The sequence below is a fragment of the Micromonospora sp. AMSO1212t genome, assembly GCF_008868145.1.
Taxonomy (GTDB): Bacteria; Actinomycetota; Actinomycetes; order Mycobacteriales; family Micromonosporaceae; genus Micromonospora; species Micromonospora tulbaghiae.
Genome location: NZ_WBKS01000002.1, coordinates 1 through 18831, shown reverse-complemented (window position 1 = coordinate 18831; position 18831 = coordinate 1). Strand labels below are relative to the sequence as shown.

At 73.5% G+C, this 18831-nt stretch carries 17 protein-coding genes; 9 read left to right on the top strand and 8 right to left on the bottom strand.

The features are described from left to right. Positions 1-37 precede the first annotated feature (37 nt). Positions 38-820 (bottom strand): AfsR/SARP family transcriptional regulator, encoded by a 783-nt coding sequence (locus F8279_RS00670; protein ID WP_091416704.1) that lies wholly within the window; start codon positions 818-820, stop codon positions 38-40. Positions 821-1085: 265 nt separating this feature from the next. Further along, positions 1086-1616: a hypothetical protein gene (locus F8279_RS00665; protein ID WP_208576252.1), complete on the bottom strand. Its 531-nt coding sequence runs from the start codon at positions 1614-1616 to the stop codon at positions 1086-1088. 229 nt (positions 1617-1845) lie between these two features. Between F8279_RS00665 and F8279_RS00660 the strand changes: the two genes are divergently transcribed. Continuing rightward, positions 1846-2520, top strand: coding sequence for a pyridoxamine 5'-phosphate oxidase family protein (locus F8279_RS00660; protein WP_151498768.1), 675 nt, complete (start codon positions 1846-1848; stop codon positions 2518-2520). A gap of 48 nt (positions 2521-2568) precedes the next feature. Here F8279_RS00660 and F8279_RS00655 read toward each other — a convergent pair whose 3' ends face one another. Further along, complete coding sequence (locus tag F8279_RS00655) at positions 2569-3474, bottom strand: helix-turn-helix domain-containing protein (RefSeq protein ID WP_225853062.1); 906 nt, start codon at positions 3472-3474, stop codon at positions 2569-2571. 297 nt (positions 3475-3771) lie between these two features. Between F8279_RS00655 and F8279_RS00650 the strand changes: the two genes are divergently transcribed. Genes F8279_RS00650 through F8279_RS00625 form a run of 6 tightly spaced genes read left to right on the top strand, consistent with a single transcriptional unit; the run spans position 3772 to position 8866 of the window. Then, the gene (locus F8279_RS00650) at positions 3772-4146 is read left to right on the top strand and encodes a cupin domain-containing protein (RefSeq protein WP_091416694.1); all 375 of its coding nucleotides are present in this window, start codon (positions 3772-3774) and stop codon (positions 4144-4146) included. Further along, positions 4139-5503, top strand: a complete 1365-nt coding sequence (locus tag F8279_RS00645; RefSeq protein ID WP_151498766.1) for a class I tRNA ligase family protein — start codon at positions 4139-4141, stop codon at positions 5501-5503. Before F8279_RS00650 ends, F8279_RS00645 begins: the two co-directional genes overlap by 8 nt. Then, the gene (locus tag F8279_RS00640) at positions 5496-6539 is read left to right on the top strand and encodes an FAD-binding oxidoreductase (protein ID WP_151498765.1); all 1044 of its coding nucleotides are present in this window, start codon (positions 5496-5498) and stop codon (positions 6537-6539) included. The genes F8279_RS00645 and F8279_RS00640 overlap by 8 nt, the downstream gene beginning before the upstream one ends. After that, positions 6539-7798 carry a SidA/IucD/PvdA family monooxygenase gene (locus F8279_RS00635; protein ID WP_151498764.1) on the top strand — a complete coding sequence of 420 codons (1260 nt, stop codon included), beginning with the start codon at positions 6539-6541 and terminating at the stop codon, positions 7796-7798. Before F8279_RS00640 ends, F8279_RS00635 begins: the two co-directional genes overlap by 1 nt. 5 nt (positions 7799-7803) lie before the next feature. Continuing rightward, a complete protein-coding gene (locus F8279_RS00630; RefSeq protein WP_225853061.1) occupies positions 7804-8178 on the top strand; it encodes a hypothetical protein in 375 nt (124 codons plus the stop codon). Continuing rightward, entirely contained in the window at positions 8171-8866 is a 696-nt protein-coding gene (locus F8279_RS00625; protein WP_151498762.1) for a LysE family translocator, read from the top strand. The genes F8279_RS00630 and F8279_RS00625 overlap by 8 nt, the downstream gene beginning before the upstream one ends. Before the next feature lie 59 nt (positions 8867-8925). On the opposite strand, the gene F8279_RS00620 is transcribed toward F8279_RS00625, so the two are convergent. From F8279_RS00620 to F8279_RS00610, 3 genes are read right to left on the bottom strand one after another with little or no spacing between them, the layout of a single operon-like run. Next, positions 8926-10449 carry a class I SAM-dependent methyltransferase gene (locus F8279_RS00620; protein WP_151498761.1) on the bottom strand — a complete coding sequence of 508 codons (1524 nt, stop codon included), beginning with the start codon at positions 10447-10449 and terminating at the stop codon, positions 8926-8928. Positions 10450-10483: 34 nt separating this feature from the next. After that, entirely contained in the window at positions 10484-12274 is a 1791-nt protein-coding gene (locus tag F8279_RS00615) for an ABC transporter ATP-binding protein (RefSeq protein ID WP_151498760.1), read from the bottom strand. Then, positions 12271-13992, bottom strand: a complete 1722-nt coding sequence (locus tag F8279_RS00610) for an ABC transporter ATP-binding protein (protein ID WP_091416669.1) — start codon at positions 13990-13992, stop codon at positions 12271-12273. The genes F8279_RS00615 and F8279_RS00610 overlap by 4 nt, the downstream gene beginning before the upstream one ends. A 170-nt stretch (positions 13993-14162) precedes the next feature. Between F8279_RS00610 and F8279_RS00605 the strand changes: the two genes are divergently transcribed. Further along, positions 14163-16193, top strand: a complete 2031-nt coding sequence (locus tag F8279_RS00605; protein ID WP_151498759.1) for an acyl-CoA dehydrogenase — start codon at positions 14163-14165, stop codon at positions 16191-16193. Positions 16194-16229: 36 nt separating this feature from the next. On the opposite strand, the gene F8279_RS00600 is transcribed toward F8279_RS00605, so the two are convergent. Both F8279_RS00600 and F8279_RS00595 read right to left on the bottom strand, forming a co-directional pair. Continuing rightward, a complete protein-coding gene (locus tag F8279_RS00600; RefSeq protein WP_192580592.1) occupies positions 16230-17207 on the bottom strand; it encodes a hypothetical protein in 978 nt (325 codons plus the stop codon). After that, positions 17204-17542 (bottom strand): PadR family transcriptional regulator, encoded by a 339-nt coding sequence (locus F8279_RS00595; RefSeq protein ID WP_091416661.1) that lies wholly within the window; start codon positions 17540-17542, stop codon positions 17204-17206. The genes F8279_RS00600 and F8279_RS00595 overlap by 4 nt, the downstream gene beginning before the upstream one ends. Before the next feature lie 429 nt (positions 17543-17971). Here F8279_RS00595 and F8279_RS00590 point away from each other — a divergent pair. Then, on the top strand, positions 17972-18831 hold an 860-nt coding region (locus F8279_RS00590), incomplete at its 3' end, for a cellulose-binding protein (RefSeq protein ID WP_151498758.1).

Genomic DNA, 18831 nt, shown 5'->3' with positions numbered 1-18831 from the left:
CGGCACCACGCCGACATGGGGCCCGGGTCGGCTGGGTTCAGCCGGCCGGCACCAGCAGGCGCGCGTCCGCGCCGTTGAGCACCTGCCGTTGGAGGTCCTGCAACTCCGGCGTCGGTTCGAGACCGAGTTCCTCGGACAGCGTCTGCCGCAGGCTCTGATACGCGCTCAGCGCTTCGGCCCTTCGCCCGCACCGGCTCAACGACGAGATCAGGTGGGCGTGGAGCCACTCGTTGAGCGGGTGCGCCGCGACCAGTGCACGCAGCTCGGTGACGAGTTCCCGGTGCCGGCCGAGCCGGGCGTCGGCCTCGATGCGCAGCTCCAGCGCCCGCATCCGCAGCTCGGCCAGGTGCGTGACGTCCGCGCTTGTCCACGCCCCGACGCTGACGTCGTCGAGCACCGGCCCCCGCCACAGCGACAGGGCACGGCGCAGCACCTGGACGGCCTCGACGGGCCGTCCCTGGTCCAACAGGCCGTCACCCTCGCGACAGAGGCGGGCGAAGAGGGTGGCGTCAAGCTGGTCCTCCCGCATCGACATGCGGTAGCCCGCCGGGCGGGTCACGAGAAGCTGGCCGGAGGGCCCGGTGGCGCCGACCCGCTCGAACAGGTTACGGAGCTGGTAGATGTACGTCTGCGTGGTGGTGGCCGCGCTCCGGGGCGGTCGGTCGCCCCACAACCAGTGGAAGATGCTGTCCTGGCTCACGGTCTGGTTCGCCCGCAGCAGCAGCAGCGCCAGAACGGCCCGCACCTTGGGTGCGGTGGGGGCGCAGTCGACACCGTCGTGCCGCACTTCCAGGCCGCCGAGAATGTTGAAGCGGAGCATTGTGTACCCTCTTCTCTTCGCAACTGGCGTAGACGCTAATCGTCGACCAGCCGGAATCCGCTCCCGCTGCGCCCAACGTGATCATCACGGCCACCAATCGGAACGCGGCAGTACGTCTTTAGAGGTAGTTCATCGAATCCGCCGCATGCTCAGCCGACATTCCTCAGATCAAATAAATCGCATGGCCAGCCGCGCTTTGCGAATACTATTCGCACCACTTCCGGGGCACCCCGAACAGCGCCGCAACAGCGCGCGGAGCAGGCCGTCAGGCCCCGGCGTCCCGCGCGGTCGCCTCCGCCAACGACTTGATGTTGAGGAGTTGCCTGCGCCCCATGAGCGCGTCACCGACGGCCAGCGCGCTGCGGCGGGCACGCTCGAACGTGGTCGAGGCGCCCACGTCGAGCCGCCCGACCAGTCGCGTGCCCTGCGGGGCGGGACTGACCCGGTAGGTCACCGCCACCTCGCCGTAGCTACGTCGATGGCGATCGGCGATGACGCCGGTGAGGTGGTCGTCGAGAGCGAACTCGGCCACCGTGAAGATCAAGAACTTCTGCCCCGCCGCCAGCTTCTCCGCGCCCGGGGTGAGGGTCCGCGGGCTGCGCCGTCCGAGGTTGTCGACCAGGTCGTAGCTGTACGGCGCCACCTTGAGCTGGCACAGCCACCGGTAGACCACCGGAACCGGCGCCGCCACGTCCACCGCCCGGACGAACGAGCGGAACGGCACGGTCAGGTACCGATCGCAGGGATAGCGGTCGGCGACCTCCTCCGGCGTGGCGTTCCATACCCGAGGGTCCAACCGCCGCAGTCTCTCAATCAGCACAACTGTCCGCCTTGTCGATGAGCCGGCCGGCCACGCGCCCCGGTCGGTGCGCGCATTCGCCGATCGACCAGTGAACCCCGCGCGGGTCGAGAGTGCGTCGACGACGGCTGGAAGCCGTCCGCCGGCGCACCGCCCGACCGGGCACCGGTCCTTGATGATCCGGAGCCGGCCCGGTAGAAACGGCGGGGCCGACAGGAGATCACTCATGACCGATGCCCACGGACAGCTGTCCGCGACGCCCCGCACGAGCCTGCGCCGGATGAAGGAGAAGGGGCACCACGACCGCGCCGCCCTGCTCGACGTGCTCCGGGCCGGGTTCGTCTGCCACCTCGGCGCCCTGGTGGACGGTGACCCGATGGTGGTACCCACCGTCTACGGGTTCGACGACAGCCACCTCTACCTGCACGGCTCGGTGGCCAGCCGGAGCCTCACCACCGACACCGACGTCTGCGTCACGGTCACCGTGGTCGACGGCCTGGTGCTGGCGCGCTCGGTGTTCGAGCACGGGGTCAACTACCGCAGCGCGATGGTCTACGGCCGGCCCCGGTGGGTGACCGACACCGAGGAGAAGCTGCACGGCCTGCGGCTGCTGACCGAGCACGTGGCACCCGGCCAGTGGGACCACGCCCGCCGCCCGAACCGGCGGGAGCTGGCGGCCACGGCCCTGCTGGCGCTGCCGCTGGCGGAGGCGTCGGTCAAGACCCGCAGCGGCCCGCCGGACGACGGCGACAGCCCGGACGCCGCGCTCGGGCTCTGGGCCGGCGAGCTTCCGCTGGTGGCGCGCTGGCAGCAGCCGGTGACCGATCCGGCGCTCCCGCCGACGGCACCGGTGCCGGCACACGTGGCCGCCCGCGCCGGCACCCGCGTCGACAGGCACTGACCGCCCGGGGCGGCCGCGCACACGCGACCGCCCCGGTCCGGCGGCGTCCTACCGCAGCCGCCGGGCCACCTCCGCGAGCGGCAGCCGGGGCTGGACGGCGGCGCGGGCGGCGACCACGGCCAGCGCCCGGGGCACCCCCGCGCAGTGGGCGATGATCTGCCGTACCGCCTCGCGTTCGGCGGTCAGCCGGCGCTCGCCGAGACGGGCCGCCAGCAGTTCCCACGCCTCGCCGGCAGCCAGCTCGTCCACCACGACCGGGCGCGCCGCCTCGCCGACGACCAGTCCGGTGAGGCGGTCCCGGCTGGTCACCACCACCATGCAGCCGGGGACGCCGGGGAGCAGCGGCCGTACCTGGTCGGCGTCGCGCGCGTCGTCGAGCACGATGAGCATCCGGCGTCCGGCGAGCACGCTGCGGTAGAGACCGGCGCGCGCGGCCGGGCCGCACGGAATGCCGCCCGGTACGTCGAGCGCCTCGATGAGGCCACCGAGCGCCTCCGCCGGCGCCACCGCCGGGCGGCGCGAGTCGCTGCCGCCGAGCTGGACGTGCAGCACCCCGTCGACGAACCGGGCGGCGGACCGGTGGGCCCAGCGCAGCGCCAGCGCCGTCTTGCCGATTCCGGAGCGTCCGGACAGGACGCACACCACGACACTGGACATCCGTCGTGGTCCGCCGTCGAGCAGCCGGTCGAGTTGCCGCAGTTGTGCCGAGCGCCCGGTGAAGCCGGGGATCTCCAGCGGCAACTGCATGGGACGGATCCGGGCCGGCGCCGGATGGGCCGGCAGGCCGAGCACCTCGCGCAGCAGCCGGACGGTCGCCGGCCGCGGGCTGGTCACCCGCGACGACTCCAGGTTGCGGATGCTCCGGACACTCAGGCCGGTGCGGGCGGCCAGCTCCTCCTGTGTGAGGTTGGCCCGTCGCCGAGCGGTAGCGATTTCATCACCCAACGTATCCATGTAGCCGATCACAGCGTCGTCTCCGTACCGGTTCTGGCGGATTCGTACAGGCGGACCACCACGGCGTGACAACTGAGCGGGCAATCAGCAGCGCCATTGCCGGTGATCTGCCGGTGAAGCTCCTGTTAGCCAGCCGAGGTTAGGTCCACAGTGGTTCCGACGCTATCGACCGGAGTCGAATTGCCACCCGGGCGGGAGACCGGCATGGCGTCGCACAAGCACCACTTCCGGTCACTCTCCGCAAACCTGATCCGTCCGGCGCGCCCGACGGGAATCGCGCCGACCAGGAGGACGAACATGCGAAGGTACGTCAGCGACACCGCCGAACTCACCGACGAGTACGGCATCCAGATCGGCCGCTGGACGCAGTACCGCGATCTCGGCCCGTTGCCGTTCGACGCCATGTGGTGCGTGATCCCGCCCGGTGGCAGCAGCAGCGAGGACATCCACCCCGAGGTGGAGTTCGCCGTGGTGACCCGCGGCACCGCCATCTACGAGGCGGGCGGCGAGAAGGTCGAGGTGCCGACCGGCGGGGTGATCCTGCTCGAACCCGAGCAGCGTCACGTCATCCACAACCCCTCGCCGGAGCAGCCGCTCACCATCCTCAGCATCTACTGGATGCCCCGCGCCGACGGCGCCGCCGACGCGGGCGACGGGACCGGCCGTGGCTGACGGACGGGCCGCCGCCGGCGCGGTGCTGGTGGTGACGCCGCCACCGACGCCGAACGGGCCGCTGCACCTCGGGCACCTGAGCGGCCCGTACGTCGCCGGCGACGTCGCGGCCCGCGCGCTGCGTGCCGCCGGTCGGCGGGTGGTGACCCAGTGCGGCCTGGACGCGCACCAGAACTACGTGCTGGCCCGGGCGCAGGCGCACGGCGAGACCCCGGCCGACACGGTCGCCCGCTACGGGTCGTTGATCCACGCCGCGTTGGGCGCCGCACGCATCCGGTACGACGTCATGGCCGACCCGCTGGAAGACGAGAGCTACCGCCGGGCGGTGGCCGGTTTGCTCACCGAACTGGTCGAGGCCAAGGTGGTGGAGGTCGCCCCGGTGTCGCTGCGCGCCTGCGCGGCCTGTGGGCGGACCCTGCACCACGTCCGGGTCGCCGGGCGCTGCCCGGCCTGCGGCGCCGGCGCGAACGGCGGCACCTGCGAGGGGTGCGGTGGCTTCTGCACCGCCGCGAACCTGATCGGCGCGCGTTCGACCTGCTGCGAGGCGTCACCCGAGCCGGTCACGCACACGGTCCCGGTGCTCCGGCTCGACGACCACCGGGAACGACTCGCCGAGTTCTGGTCCCGCGCGGTGCTGCCGCCCCGGCTGCGGCGCCTCGTCGCGTCCCACCTCGACGGCGGGCTGCCGGAGGTGCCGCTGGCGTACCCGACGGACTGGGGAATCGAGTGGGACGACGGCCTGCGCATCGACGTCTGGGCCGAGATGGCCCTGGCCAACCTGGTCCTGCCCGCCCGCCACCTGCGGCCGGACGCGGACACGCTGGCCGGGTACCTGGACGCGTGGCGTGACGTGGACGAGCAGTGGATCTTCCTCGGGATCGACAACGCCTTCTACTACGCGCTGCTCATCCCGGCACTGCACCTGGCCGCCGGGCTGCCCGACCGGCCGACCGGGCTGGTGGTCAACGAGTTCTACCGGCTCACCGGCTCCAAGTTCTCCACCAGCCGCGAACACGCGATCTGGGCGCACGAGTTCCTGGCCACCGAGGACCCGGCGGTGGTCCGGGCGTTCCTGAGCTGGGACCGGCCGGACAGCTACGAGTCGGACTTCCGCCCCGAGGCGTACGAGGCGTTCACCGCCCGGTACGCCGCGACCCTGGCCGGCACCACCGCCGGCCTGGACGGCGTCCTGGCCGACACCGAGCTGACCCGAGGCGAGCAGGCGCTGCGCCTGGAGCACTTCGACCCCGCCACCGCGGTCCGGGCGGCGCTGGCCGCGTACCCCGGCCGGCCGGAGCGGGCGGCCCGGCTGCTCGGCGTCATCGGCGGCGCGGAAGCGGCGGAGTCCGATGGGTGAGCCGCGCGTGCTCGTCGTCGGCGCGGGCGTGAGCGGTGTCCTGCTGGCCCGGCGGCTGCGGGACGCGGGCGCCGAGGCGGTCCTGATCGGGCCGTCCGACAGCGGCGCGGCCGGACGGCCCGCCGACGCGACGGCCGCGTCCGGTGGGCTGGTGCGGGCCTTCGAGCCCGATCCGGCCGCCCGGTCCCTGGCGGCCGCGAGCCTCGCCGAGCTGCTGGGCGACCCGTCCCTCGCGACCGCCGCCGGGTGGCGGCGGACCGGCTCGCTCTACCTGCTCGACGCCGGGGCGGCGGCCGGCGTGGACGGCGCCGAGGTGCTGACCCGGGACGAGGTCGCCCACCGGTTCGGCTTCGCCGGGCTCCCGGACGGCACGGTGGGGATCTGGGAGCGCCGGGCCGGCTACCTCGATCCGGACCGGCTGCGCCGGACCGTCCTGCGTGGCCTGGACCGCACCGAGACGACACCGGTGGCCCGCCTCGACGACCGCGTGGTCGAACTGCGCGACGGCCGCCGCCTCACCGGCGACCTCGTCGTCGTGGCCGCCGGCGCCTGGACCCCACGGCTGCTGCGCGCCGCCGGACTGCCGACCTCGCTGCGCACCAAGCACATCCAGTACACCCGTCACGCCACCGGCCGGGCCGACCTGCCGTGCTTCGTGGACGAGACCAGCGGCCTCTACGGCCGGCCGGCCGGTCCGGGGCGCGTGCTGCTCGGGCTGCCGAGCGACAGGTGGGACGTCGACCCGCCGGCCCCCGAACCGGACACCGCACTGGCGGCACGGGTCCGGGCGGTGGCCACGCAGCGGCTGCCCGGCCTGGATCCGCGACCGGTCGGCCCGCCGGTGAGCGCCGCCGACTGCTACAGCGAGCCCACCGGCCTGGCCCTGCGCCACGTGGCCGGCGCCGTACACACGTTCACCGGCGGCAGCGGCGGCGCCGCCAAGACCGTCCTGGCCGCCAGCCGGCTCGCCGCCACCGCCCTGCTGAACACCCGAACCGCGATCCCTGTCCCCCACGGCCAGACAGAGGCAGACTGATGACGCAGACCTTTCACACAGTGGGAATCGGCGCCGGGCCGGCGAACCTGAGCCTCGCGGCGATGTACGACACCCTCGCACCGCACGACATCGCGTTGTTCGAGGCGCGGGACCGGCCGGGCTGGCACGACGGGATGCTGCACAGCGGCGTACGCATGCAGACCGGCTGGGTCAAGGACCTGGTCTCGCTCTACGACCCGACCCACCCGCTGTCGTTCCTCAACTACCTGGTCACCACCGGCCGGGTGTACGCACTGCTGGGCGCCGGGTTCGACACCATCCCCCGGATCGAGTACCAGCAGTACCTGGTGTGGGCGGCGGGCCAGCTGCCGCGCATCACGTACGGCACCCGCGTCGACCGGGTCGAGTTCGACGGTGCGCTGGTCAGCCGCAGCGGCGGTGCGGCCCTCGCCCGCTCCCGGCACCTGGTGCTCGGCAGCGGGACCGTCCCCTTCGTACCGGAGTTCCTGGACGCCCTCGACCCCCGGCACCTGTTCGTCGCCGACGAGCTGCACCGGCGACTCGCCACCGTGCCGGACGAGCCGGACCTGCCGTGGATCGTGATCGGCAGCGGCCAGACCAGCGCGGAGTGCGTCGCGGCGCTGCTCGCCCGCGGGTGCCGCGACATCAAGTGGATCGGGCGGCGATCGTGGTTCGCCCCGCTGGAGGACTCCCCGTCGGCGAACGACCTGTACCGGCCCGCCTACCAGGAGGCGTTCCTCACCCTGTCCCGGGACGTGCGGGAACGCCTCGTCTCCGGCCAGATCCTGACCAGCGACGGCATCTCCCCGGGCACGTTGCGCGGCGTCTACCAGCACAACTACGAGGAGCGGCTGCGTACCGGCCGGTTCCCGGTCACGATCATGCCGAGCCGGACCGTGACCGGAGCCCGGCAGCTCGACGGGGAGGTCGAGCTGGAGTGCCTGACCGCCGGCAGCGGCGAGGAACGGCACCGGGCGGTGAACCTGGTCGTCGCGGCGGGACGCCGGCAGGCGCCGCTGCCCTTCGATCCGGAGCTGACCGCGCTGCTCGACCTGGACGAGCGCGGCGAGCCGATCATCGAGTCGGACTACTCGATCCGGTGGAAGCACGCCGACGACCACAAGATCTTCGTGCTGAACCGGGGGCGGTACGTCCAGGGGCTCGTCGACTCCAACCTGAGCATCCTGCCGATCCGCAGCGCGATGATCCTCAACTCGATCGCCGGCCGCACCGTCTGCCGGTTCCGCGACGACTACCTGAGCACCCGATGGGCGTGAGCGCGATGACGTCATTCGACTACGACGACCGGATCTTCGTCTCCGTCGACCACGCCGGTGACGCCGAACCGCTGCGGGGGCACTACCACCAGCGCGGCGACCTGGTCTGGGCGGAGATCTCCGGCGGCCCGGTACGGCACGGCCGGCTCGCCGGCACCTGCGACGCGCAGGGCGTGGTGCGCTTCGCGTACCTGGAGGTGCTCACCGACGGCAGGATCGTGGTCGGCGAGTGCGAGTCCCGGCCCGAGCGGCTGCCGGACGGCCGGATCCGGCTGCGCGAGCAGTGGCGCCGGCACGGGCCGCGCCGCGACAGCGGCGTCTCGGTCATCGAGGAGGCCGGCCCGGCCCGTGTCGAGGCGAGGGAGGAGCAGCGTGTCTGACATCCAGATCGTCAGCTTCGTCGCCGCGAGCCTGCTCATCATCATCGTGCCGGGCGTCGACTTCGCCCTGGTCACCCGGCAGACCGTCAGGTACGGGCGGCGGGCCGGATTCGTGGTGCTGGCCGGGCTGTTCGCCGCCGCCCTGGTGCACGCCTCGCTCGCCACCGCCGGTCTGTCCGCCCTGCTGGTCTCCTCACCGGCGCTCTACACGGTGCTGCGCGTCGCCGGTGCGCTGTACCTGCTCTATCTGGGCGGCACCATCCTCTGGGCCACCCGGCCCCGCCGGACAGCCCCGGTGGCGCAGCCGGTCCCGGTCGGCGCGGGCGGGGCCGGTGCCGGCACGGAGGCCGCCGCGCCGGTCCGGGACGTCCCGGCCGCCGACGAGCCGCACGTGGCGCGGCGCTCCTTCGTCATGGGCGTCACCAGCCAGCTGCTGAACGTCAAGGTGGTCGTCTTCTACGTCTCGTTCGTGCCGCAGTTCGTCAAGGCGGGCGACGGTGCGGCGGCCCGCACGGCGGTGCTGGCCGCCACGTTCATCGGCCTGGCCGTGCTCTGGTGGGCCTGCTACATCCTGCTCATCGACCGGTTGCAGCCCTGGCTGACCCGGCCGTCGGTGCTGCTGGTGATCGAACGGCTGACCGGGCTGATCCTGATCGCCCTGGCGGTACGGATCGCGCTGAGCCACTGACCCCGCGTCACCGCGCCCGCCGGGCCGGCCGTCCAGCCGGCCCGGCGGGCGCCGTGGTGTCAGGCGTTGCGCGGGCGGTGGGCGACGGTGAGGACGTGGGTGGTGGGCCAGTCCAGCGGCCGTCCGTCGAGGTCGGTGAGGGACGCGACGGGTGCGATCCGGTTGTCGATCACCCAGTCGTTGCGGACCGGTGCCGAGGCGGGGCCGATCTCGAAGCCCACCTCGGCCAGCAGCACCGTCCAGTCGGCGAAGCTCAGCCCGCAGAACTGCTCCTTCGTCTCCGACAGCCAGTTGTCCGTGTAGTCCTTGCGGGTCAGGTAGTCCATCGCCGCGCCCAGGCCGATGCGGACCGCGCCGTCGGCGAGCGGCTCGTACGCGACGCCGAACGCGAAGTCCACGGCGAACTGGTCCAGCCGCGCCCGCGTCGACAGGCCCGAGACGTACCGCCGGACCTCGGCCGAGGTCAGGTCGGCCAGATCCAGGCGGGGCGAGGCGGGGTTGTCGCCGTCGTCGGCGGCCAGCCGCAGGATCACCTGCCGCCCGGGGTCGTCCGGTCCGCACACGTCACTGTTGATCCAGACGCCGCCGGGCACGGTGTGGTCGTGGATGCGGCGGGCGAACTGGAGCAGCGACTCCCGCTGCCGCCCGTACGACCAGATCTCGTGGGTGAGCGCGAAGGTGAGCGTGGTGTCCACCGACCGATCCTTGAACACCGCGCCGCCGAGGACGTTGCGGTGGAAGAAGTACACGTTGGCGTTGCGGAACACGCCCTGCGCCTTCTTGTGCAGGCACTCCTGGTAGAGGTGGCGGGCCACCTCCACGCCGATCAGGTCGCTCTCCCGCAGCGCGGCCTCCCGGTCGGCCAGCTCCAGCACCGCGCCCGCTCCGCAGCCGATGTCCACGATGCGTCCGGGCTGCACGTACCGGCGCACCGAGTCCCACTTGCGTTGCGCGGCCGAGGCGAACGCCTCCACGTACGTCCGGTAGTCGCGGGTCACCGTGAGGCCGCCCTCGTCGCCCACCAGCGGGTCGTTCACCACCGACCGGATCGCCTCGACCAGGCGGTAGCGCTCGAACACGTCGATCGTCGCCGGGTGGGTGAGCGTACGCCAGGTCTCGTCGCCGCCGGCCAGGCGCAGCAGCACGTCCCACGGCCGTTCGGGCGTCTCCGGCAGGTCGGGGTCCGCCTCGACCAGCGCGATCGCGAAGCCGAGCCGCTCGTACAGCTTCGCGACCTCCGGTGTGGAGCAGGCCACCACCGTGTCGGCGGGCGTGAGTTCGAGCCCGGTGGCCACCGCGATGCTCTTGAGCGTGACCTCCGCGAACGCGTCGGTGTACGCGGTGTCGAAGATCGGCACGGCCAGCGAACGCAGCCCGGTCAGCACGCTGAACCGCTCGATCGCGGCCTCCCGCCTGTGGTATGCGACGGGGTTGCGCCGGGTGTTCTCGTGGTTGGCCGACGTCACCGCCCAGACCACTGTGGCCTCGTCGCCGGCGAGCCGGCGCAGGTAGTCGGCCTGGAACCGGGTCAGCAGGTGATGCCGCCCGGGGAACAGCACGAAGCGGGTCGGCAGGTCGGTCATGGACACCTCGCCTGGGCGGTGGAGCGGTCGGTGATCATACGGGGACGCGCCAGGAACGCCACAGATGGCCGTACCGGCCGTCGGCGGCCAGCAGCTCGTCGTGCGTGCCCTGCTCCACGATCCGGCCGTGGTCGAGCACGACGATCCGGTCCGCGGTGACCGCCTGGCTGAGCCGGTGCGCCACGATCAGCGTGGTACGCCCCCGCGTGGCCGCCAACGCCGCCCGGTCCAGGTCGCGGGCTCCGGCGCTGCCGGCCTCGGCGGTCGCCTCGTCCAGTACGGCGACGGCGGGCGCGGTGAGCACCAGCCGGGCCAGGGCCACCTGCTGGGCCTGGGCGGCGGTGAGCCGGTGGCCGCCCTCGCCCACCGGCGTCGCCAGCCCGTCCGGCAGGGCACGCAGCCACGTGGTGGCGCCGACCCGCTCCAGCGCGTCGAGCAGCTCGGCGTCGCTCGCGTCCGGGGCGGCCAGGCGCAGGTCCTCGGCGAGCGGCCCGGCGAAGACGTGCACCTCCTGGCTGACCAGTGCCACGTCCCGCCGGGAGGTGACCTCGCCCGACCCGGTCAGCGGCACGCCGTCGAGGCGTACCGATCCGTCGGTGGGCGCGATGATCCCGGCGGCGATGCCGGCGAGTGTGGTCTTGCCGGCGCCGCTGGCGCCGACGAGCGCGACCCGCTCCCCCGGTGCCAGGCGCAGCTCGACGTCGGCCAGCACCAGCGGCCCGTCGTCGTAGTGGTGCCGGCGCACGGTGACGTCCAGCGCCGCCGGGCCGCGCGGGCCGGCGGGCGGTGCGGCCGGGCCGGGCGCGGTGGCCGGTGCGGTGTCGGGCAGGTTCGCCACGCCGACCAGGCGGGCGAGGCTCGCGCCGGCCTGCAACACCGAGTCGGACTCCATCAGCAGCAGGCCGATCGGGTTGAACAGGCGGTGGAAGTAGAGCGCGGCGGTGGTCGCCGCGCCGACGGTGACCAGGTCGTCACGGACCAGGAAGAACCCGGCCACGAGCACCGCGGCCAGGCCGAGGAACTCCGACCTGTTGATCCGCAGCCCGAAGCGGGTGTGCAGGTTGAAGATCTCCAGCGACAGGTCGCGGGCCAGGCCGGACCGCTCGGCGATCGCCGCCACGTGCGCGTCCTCGGTCCGGTACGCGCGCACCGTCGCCGCGCCGCGCAGCGCGCCGGCCAGCGCCTGCGTCCGCTCGCCGGTGGCGACCCGCTCGCGGGCGTAGTACGGCATCGAGCGCCGCAGGTACCAGCGCAGCGCCAGCGCGTACGCGGGCGCGGCCACCAGCCCGGCGAGGCCGAGCCGCCAGTCCAGCGCGACCAGCCCGAACACGGTGAGCACGACGGACAGCAGTGCGCCGACGAACGCCGGTCCGCTCACCGCGATCACGTTCGTCACCACCGCCACGTCGTCGCCGACGCGGGCCAGCAGGTCACCGGTGCCGGCCCGCTCCAGCGTCGCCGACGGCAGGTGCAGCGCCCGGTCGAGGACGCGCTCGCGCAGCCGGGCCAGCACCGTCTCGCCGAGCCGGGACGCGAGCGCGGCGCCGAGCGCCGTGAGCAGGCCGGTGACCACGGCGGCGGCGGCGATCACCGCCACCCGGCCGGCGATCCGGGAGACCGGGGCGTCGGCGATGACGTCGTCGACCAGGCGGCCGAGCACCCAGGGCGCGACCAGGCCGCCCGTGGCGGCGGCGACGAGCACCGTCGCGGCGGCGGCGGCGAGGCCGGGCCGGGCGCGGAACTGGGCGCCGAGCGTGGTCCAGGTCTGCCGGGCGGACGCGACCGGCAGCAACGTCCGGCCGGGGGTACGCGGGTCAGCGGTCACCGCAGTGTCTCCTCGCGGTAGCGGGCGTCGGAGGCCAGCAGGCGTTCGTGCGGTCCCTCGGCGGCCACCCGGCCGTCGGCGATCACCACCACCCGGTCGGTGATCCGCAGCAGGGCGGGGCTGCTGGTGATCAGCAGCGTGCCCCGGGGCGCCACCCGGCGCGCCGCGGCCAGTCCCTCGGCGAGCTGCGCCTCGGTGGCCGCGTCGACGGCGGTGGTGGGGTCGTGCAGCACCAGCACGGGCGGGTCGGCGTGCAGCGCCCGCGCCAGCCCGAGCCGCTGGCGCTGTCCCCCGGAGAGGTTCGCGCCCCGCTCGACGAGCCGGTGGTCGAGGCCGCCGGGGTGCGCGTCCACCACGTCCTGGGCGGCGGCGGCCCGGACGGCGGCGTGCAGCCGCGCCTGGTCGGTACGGGCACCGGCGGCGAGGTTGGCCGCCACCGTGCCCTCGAAGAGCGTCACGTCGTGCGGCTCGACCAGCACGGTGCCGCGCAGCGCGTCGACGTGCAGGTCGTCGGCGGGTACGCCGTCGACACGCACGGCGCCGCGGCGCGCGTCCGGCGGCACCCGCCCGGACAGCAGCGCCACCAGCGCGTCGGCGTCGGCCGGGTCGTACGCGAGCACACCGACCACCTCGCCGGGGCCGACGCGCAGGTTCACCCCGTCCAGTCCGGCGTGCCCGACGTCGTCGAGGGCCAGCCGTGGCCCGTCCGGGTGTGCCGGCGCCGGCGCGTCACCGGGCCGGGTGAGCGGCTCGGCGCCGAGCACGCGCGCCACCCGGGCGGCGGAGGCGCGGGCCATCGCGAACAGCTGCACGCACCAGCCCATGGTCTGCACCGGCTCGGCGACGAACTGCGCGAGCCCGACCACTGTGACCAGCTCGCCGATGGTGAGCCGGCCGCGCAGGGCGAGCCAGCCGGCCACTCCGGCGACGGCCGCGAGGAACAGGCCGTTGGCGGCGGTGGTGAGCCCGAGGTGGAGCCCCTTGGTGTTGGCGGCGCGCAGCGTGACCGCGAGGGCGTTGCGGCTGGCGGCGGCGTACCGGCCGGCGGCGTGGTGCTGGGCGCCGATGCCGCGCAGCACGCGCAGGCCGGAGACGAGGTCCACGGCGAGCGCGGTGGTCTCGGCGAGGGCCTCCTGTTGGGAGGCGCTGCGCCGGGACAGCAGCGGCGCCATCCGTTGCAGCACCAGGACCAGCACCGGTACGCCGACGAGCACGCCGAGTCCGAGGGGGACGTCGATGACCAGCAGGGCGGTCGCCGCGACGGTGAGCGCGGTCACCGCGGCGACGCCGAACCCGGCCACCCGCACCACGAGCGCGGAGAGTTCGGCGTCGGAGGCGGCGACCGAGAGCAGCTCGCCGTCGCGCAGGCCGGAGCGGTGCCCGCGCGGGTCGAGCGCGCGCTCGGCCATCTCCACCCGCAGCAGGTGCGCCTCCCGCTCCACCGCGGCGAATGCCTGGCGGGCGCCGTTGCGGTAGGCGAACGCGAGCACGGCGAAAAGGGCCGCGAGGCCGGCGACCGAGTACGCCAGCGCCCACGGGTCGCCGGTCACCACGGCGCGGTCGATGATGAGGCCGATCGCCACCGGCACGAGCGCCTCGGCGACCTGGTGCAGGCCGAGCAGCGTCACGCCGATCAGCACCGGCCGCCGCTGGCGGCGCAACGCCTGACGGAGCACGTGCCGGGCCGTGACGGCGCTGCCGACGGGGAGCGGGGACACGAGGGGTTGCCTCCAGTGATCGAAGTGAGGACAGCCTAACCTCAGGCCTCGTGGTGGCCGAGCCGGGTGGCACGGCTCACCACGGCCTCCGCCAGCGGGGCGCGGTGACCGCCGGTAATGTTGATCAGGCCGAGAGTGCACCCATATGTCCGCCGCCCCGAGGAGCGACCATGCTCGATCAAGCGTCCGGCCGCATCGACATCGCCCGCCTTCAGGAGACGCTCGACGGACCGTGGGCCGAGGTCCGTCAGGCTCACCGCAAACACCTCGACGACCGTTTCCTCCCGGTCTACGGCGAGACCGGCGACGAGGCGCGCCAGCGCATCACCCGGCTGCTCGGCGAACTGCCGGTCGAGCTGGGCATCGCCGCGGGCTTCCCGGCCGAGTACGGCGGCCGGTCCGACGTGGGCGCCTCGATCGTCGCCACCGAGATGCTGGCCCAGGTCGACCTGTCACTGATGGTGAAGGCCGGCGTGCAGTGGGGCCTGTTCGGCGGCGCGGTCGCCGCGCTCGGCACGAAGCGGCACCACGACGCCTACCTCCGGGACATCGTCGAGGGACGAATCTTCGGTTGCTTCGCGATGACCGAGACCGGCCACGGCTCGGACGTGCAGCAGCTGCGCACCACCTGCGTGTACGACCCGCAGACGCAGACCTTCGACCTGCACACGCCACACGAGGCGGCGCGCAAGGACTACATCGGCAACGCGGCCCGGGACGGTCGGATGGCTGTGGTCTTCGCCCAGCTGATCAGCGGTGGGCGCCGCCACGGGGTGCACGCGTGGCTGGTGCCGATCCGCGACGAGCACGGCAACCCGATGCCCGGCGTGACCATCGGCGACGCCGGGCCCAAGGCCGGCCTGCTCGGCGTCGACAACGGGCGGCTCAGCTTCGACCACGTACGGGTGCCGCGGAACATGCTGCTGGACCGGTACGCGCAGGTGGCCGAGGACGGTACGTACACCAGCCCGATCGAGAACGACTCCCGCCGCTTCTTCACCATGCTCGGCACGCTGGTGCGGGGCCGGGTCAGCGTGGGCGGCGCCGCGTCGGCGGCCACCAAGGCGGCGCTCGCCATCGCGGTGCGGTACGGCGACATCCGCCGCCAGTTCAGTGACGCCGAGGGCGACCGCGAGGTGCTGCTCAACGACTACCTGGCCCACCAGCGCAAGCTGCTGCCCGCACTGGCCACCACGTACGCGCTGCACTTCGCCCAGACCGAGCTGGTCGCCGCGCTCGACGAGATCCAGGGCGGCGACGGGCCGGTCGACGAGCACCGGCAGCGGGAGCTGGAGTCCCGGGCCGCCGGGCTCAAGGCGGCGCAGACCTGGCACGCCACACGCACCATCCAGGCGTGCCGGGAGGCGTGCGGCGGCGCCGGCTACCTGTCGGAGAACCGGCTGCCCAGCCTCAAGGCCGACACCGACGTCTTCACCACGTTCGAGGGCGACAACACGGTCCTGCTCCAGCTGGTCGCCAAGGGGTTGCTGACCGGCTACCGGGACGAGTTCGGCTCGCTGGACGGCTGGGGGCGTGCCTCCTTCGTCGCCGAGCAGGTACGCGAGATGGTGCTGGAGCGCACCGCCGCGCGGGCGCTCATCGCGCGGCTGGTCGGCGCCGTGCCGGGCCGGGACGACGAGGTAGCCGTCACCGACCGGGGCTGGCAGCTCAAGGTGTTCGAGGACCGGGAGGAGCACCTGCTCGACAGCGCGGTCCGCCGCCTGCGCGGTGGCGCCTCCAGCAAGAAGGACCGTCCGTTCGACATCTTCAACGACGTCCAGGACCACGTCCTCGCCGTCGCCGCCGCGCACGTCGACCGGGTGACCCTGGAGGCGTTCGTAGCAGGTATCGACGCCACCGCCGACCCGGCGGTCAAGGAGCTGCTGTCGCGGGTCTGCGACCTGTACGCGCTGAGCGTCATCGAGGCGAACAAGGGCTGGCTGCTGGAGCACGGCCGGCTCACCCCGGCCCGGTCGAAGGCGATCACCGGCGTGGTGAACGGGCTGCTCAAGGAGCTGCGCCCGTACATGCGCACGCTCGTCGACGGCTTCGCCATCCCGGACGCGTGGCTGCACGCAGCGATCCTGCGCGAGGAACCCGCCCGGCAGGACGAGATGGCCGCGCACGACGCCGCCGACCCGCAGGCCGCCGGGACCGATTCGCCGGGCGGCGTCGCCGACTCGGCGGCCGCCGCCCCGTAGCCGGCCGGCCGGAGACGCCGGCGTCACGGCCCTCGGTCAGCCTCCGGGGGCCGGTGCGGGGCGCGTCCGTGCCGGTCGGCCGGTTGTCCCGGCCGGTTCGCCGTCGGCCGCCCGCGACGCGGCGTACGCGCCGGCGCCGATCGCCAGGTACAGCCCGCCGAACAGCCAGAACGCGGCGAACAGGAAGCCGCGCTCGGCCATCGAGAGGATCATGACGAGCGCGCCGGCCAGGGCGGTCACGGCGTATCCCGCCCGGATGCCGTACGCGCACAGCGCGCCGGCCGCGAGTGGTCCGGCGATCCACAGCGCCGCGCCCACCCAGCCGACACCGACCGAGCCGCCGGCCGACGCGACCGCCACGAGCACGCCGGGCAGCGCCACGAAGCCGCCGGTCAGGTAGCGCCACCACCGTCCACCGGCGCCTCGCCGCACGGCCCACGGCACGATCGCCGCCGCCCAGGCCACCAGCGCGAGCGGGAAGTAGTACAGGCCGATCTCGCCGGCCGCGCAGGCCGCCACGGTCAGGACCGTCGCGGCGGCGAACCGTGCTGCGCCGCGGAACCGGCCGGGCAGCACGAGCGGCGCGGCCACGAGGAGCGCCGGCAGCAGGGTGAGCATCGCGATCCCGGGGCCGAACCGGCGGACGACGCCCTGCTCGCCGGAGTCGGCTTCGAGTGCGTCCACCGGCACCGTGGACGGCAGCAGGAAGCTCACGCACACGGCGATCAGCACGCCGGCCGCCACCGCGACCACTGACAGCGTCCGGGCGGCCCGCTCCGCGCCGTCCCGGACCGGCAGGCCCAGTTCCTCCCGCGCCTGGCTCGCCACGGCGTCCGCACCGCCGAGACCGGCGAGGATCTCGGCGATGTCGCGTCCACCGTCCAGCGCGTCCGCGATGTGCGCGCGGACGTCCGCGACGATCTCGCGCGCCGGGTCCGGCGGGATCTCCGACAACTCCGCGTCGAGTGCCCGCAGGTAGGTCTCCGCCGCCTCCGGGAGGCCGTCGTCGCTCATGTCTCCTCCACCATCAGCTCGTCCACGTGCGGCTGGATCTCCCGCCACACCGCCGCGAACATCCGCAGGTGCGCCCGCCCCTGATCGGTGATCGTGTAGTACCGCCGGGCGTGCCCCTGCTCGGGCGCCACCCACCGGGTCTCCACGGTGCCCGCCTGCCGCATGCGGGCGAGCAGCGGGTACAGGCTGCCCTCGCTCGCGGTCAGGCCACGGACGGCGAGCCACTCGGCCAGCTCCAGGCCGTACATGTCGCGTCGCGAGAGCAACGCGAGCACGCAGTACTCCAGCACGCCCTTGCGGATGTTCGTGGTGATCCGCTCACGTGCGCCGTCCATGCATCGCAAGATACCTTGTTATGCAAGGCATATGGCGCGAGGGGTCCGCGGTACGCCCCGCACGGCGTACCGCGGACCGGCGTCGCGGGGCTTGTCAGAGCGTCCGGTACGAGCCGAAGGTGCCGCGCGTCGTCCAGCCCCGGAAGAGGCCGAGCCCGTACCCGTGCCCGCCGCAGTCGGCGGACTGGTAGCCGATCACGTTCTGGAAGCCGCCGCTCCAGCCGAGCAGCCAGTCGGCGTCGGCCGGGAACGGGCGGCAGGCATCGACCGACGTTTATTGACACATTTCGTTACGGCGGTGATAGTGACTGCAAAGCTCCCGCCGGTCCCTCCGCTGGGACGCATCGCGGCGGCGCCACATCGACGTGGCCGACACACCGCCACCACCACCATCCAGGGAGCGCCGTCACGACGTCCCCTGGAGGGCGCATGAGAAGAAGATCGAAGATCTACGCCGGGCTGGCGGCCGCCCTCGTCCCGCTCGCCTCCGTGGTCGTGGCGCTCGGCGCGACACCCGCGGGCGCCGCGATCGGCGGCTCGGGGCCCTACCCCGCCGACTACGAGACCTCGTCGAGCCTGCCCAACCACACCGTCTTCCGGCCCCAGACGCTCCCGTCCGAGCGCCTTCCCGTCCTGGTCTGGGGCAACGGCGCCTGCTCGGCGAACGGCCTGTCGCAGGGCAACTTCCTCCGCGAGATCGCCTCCCACGGCTTCCTCGCCATCGCCAACGGCGCACCGAACGGCTCCGGCTCCACGAACTCCCAGATGCTCACCCAGTCCATCGACTGGGCGGTGGCGGAGAACTCCCGGTCGGGCAGCAAGTACTTCAACCGGATCGACACCACGAAGATCGCCGTGGCCGGGTTCTCCTGCGGTGGCCTGGAGGCGTACGCGGTCTCGAACGACCCGCGCGTCACCACCACCGGCATCTTCAGCAGCGGGCTGCTGAACGACGCCGACGACTACCAGCTGCGGAGACTGACCAAACCGATCGCGTACTTCATCGGCGGGCCCAGCGACATCGCGTACCCGAACGCGATGGACGACTGGGGCAAGCTGCCGGCCGGGCTGCCCGCCTTCATGGGCAACCTGAACGTCGGGCACGGCGGTACGTACGACCAGCCCAACGGCGGCGAGTTCGGCCGGGTCGCGGTGCTCTACCTCAAGTGGCGCCTGAAGGGCGACATCAGCGCCGGAGCCAACTTCGTCGGCCCGGACTGCGGCCTGTGCCGCAGCCAGTGGAGCGTCCAGCAGAAGAACCTGACGCTGGACGGCCCGCCGCCCACCAC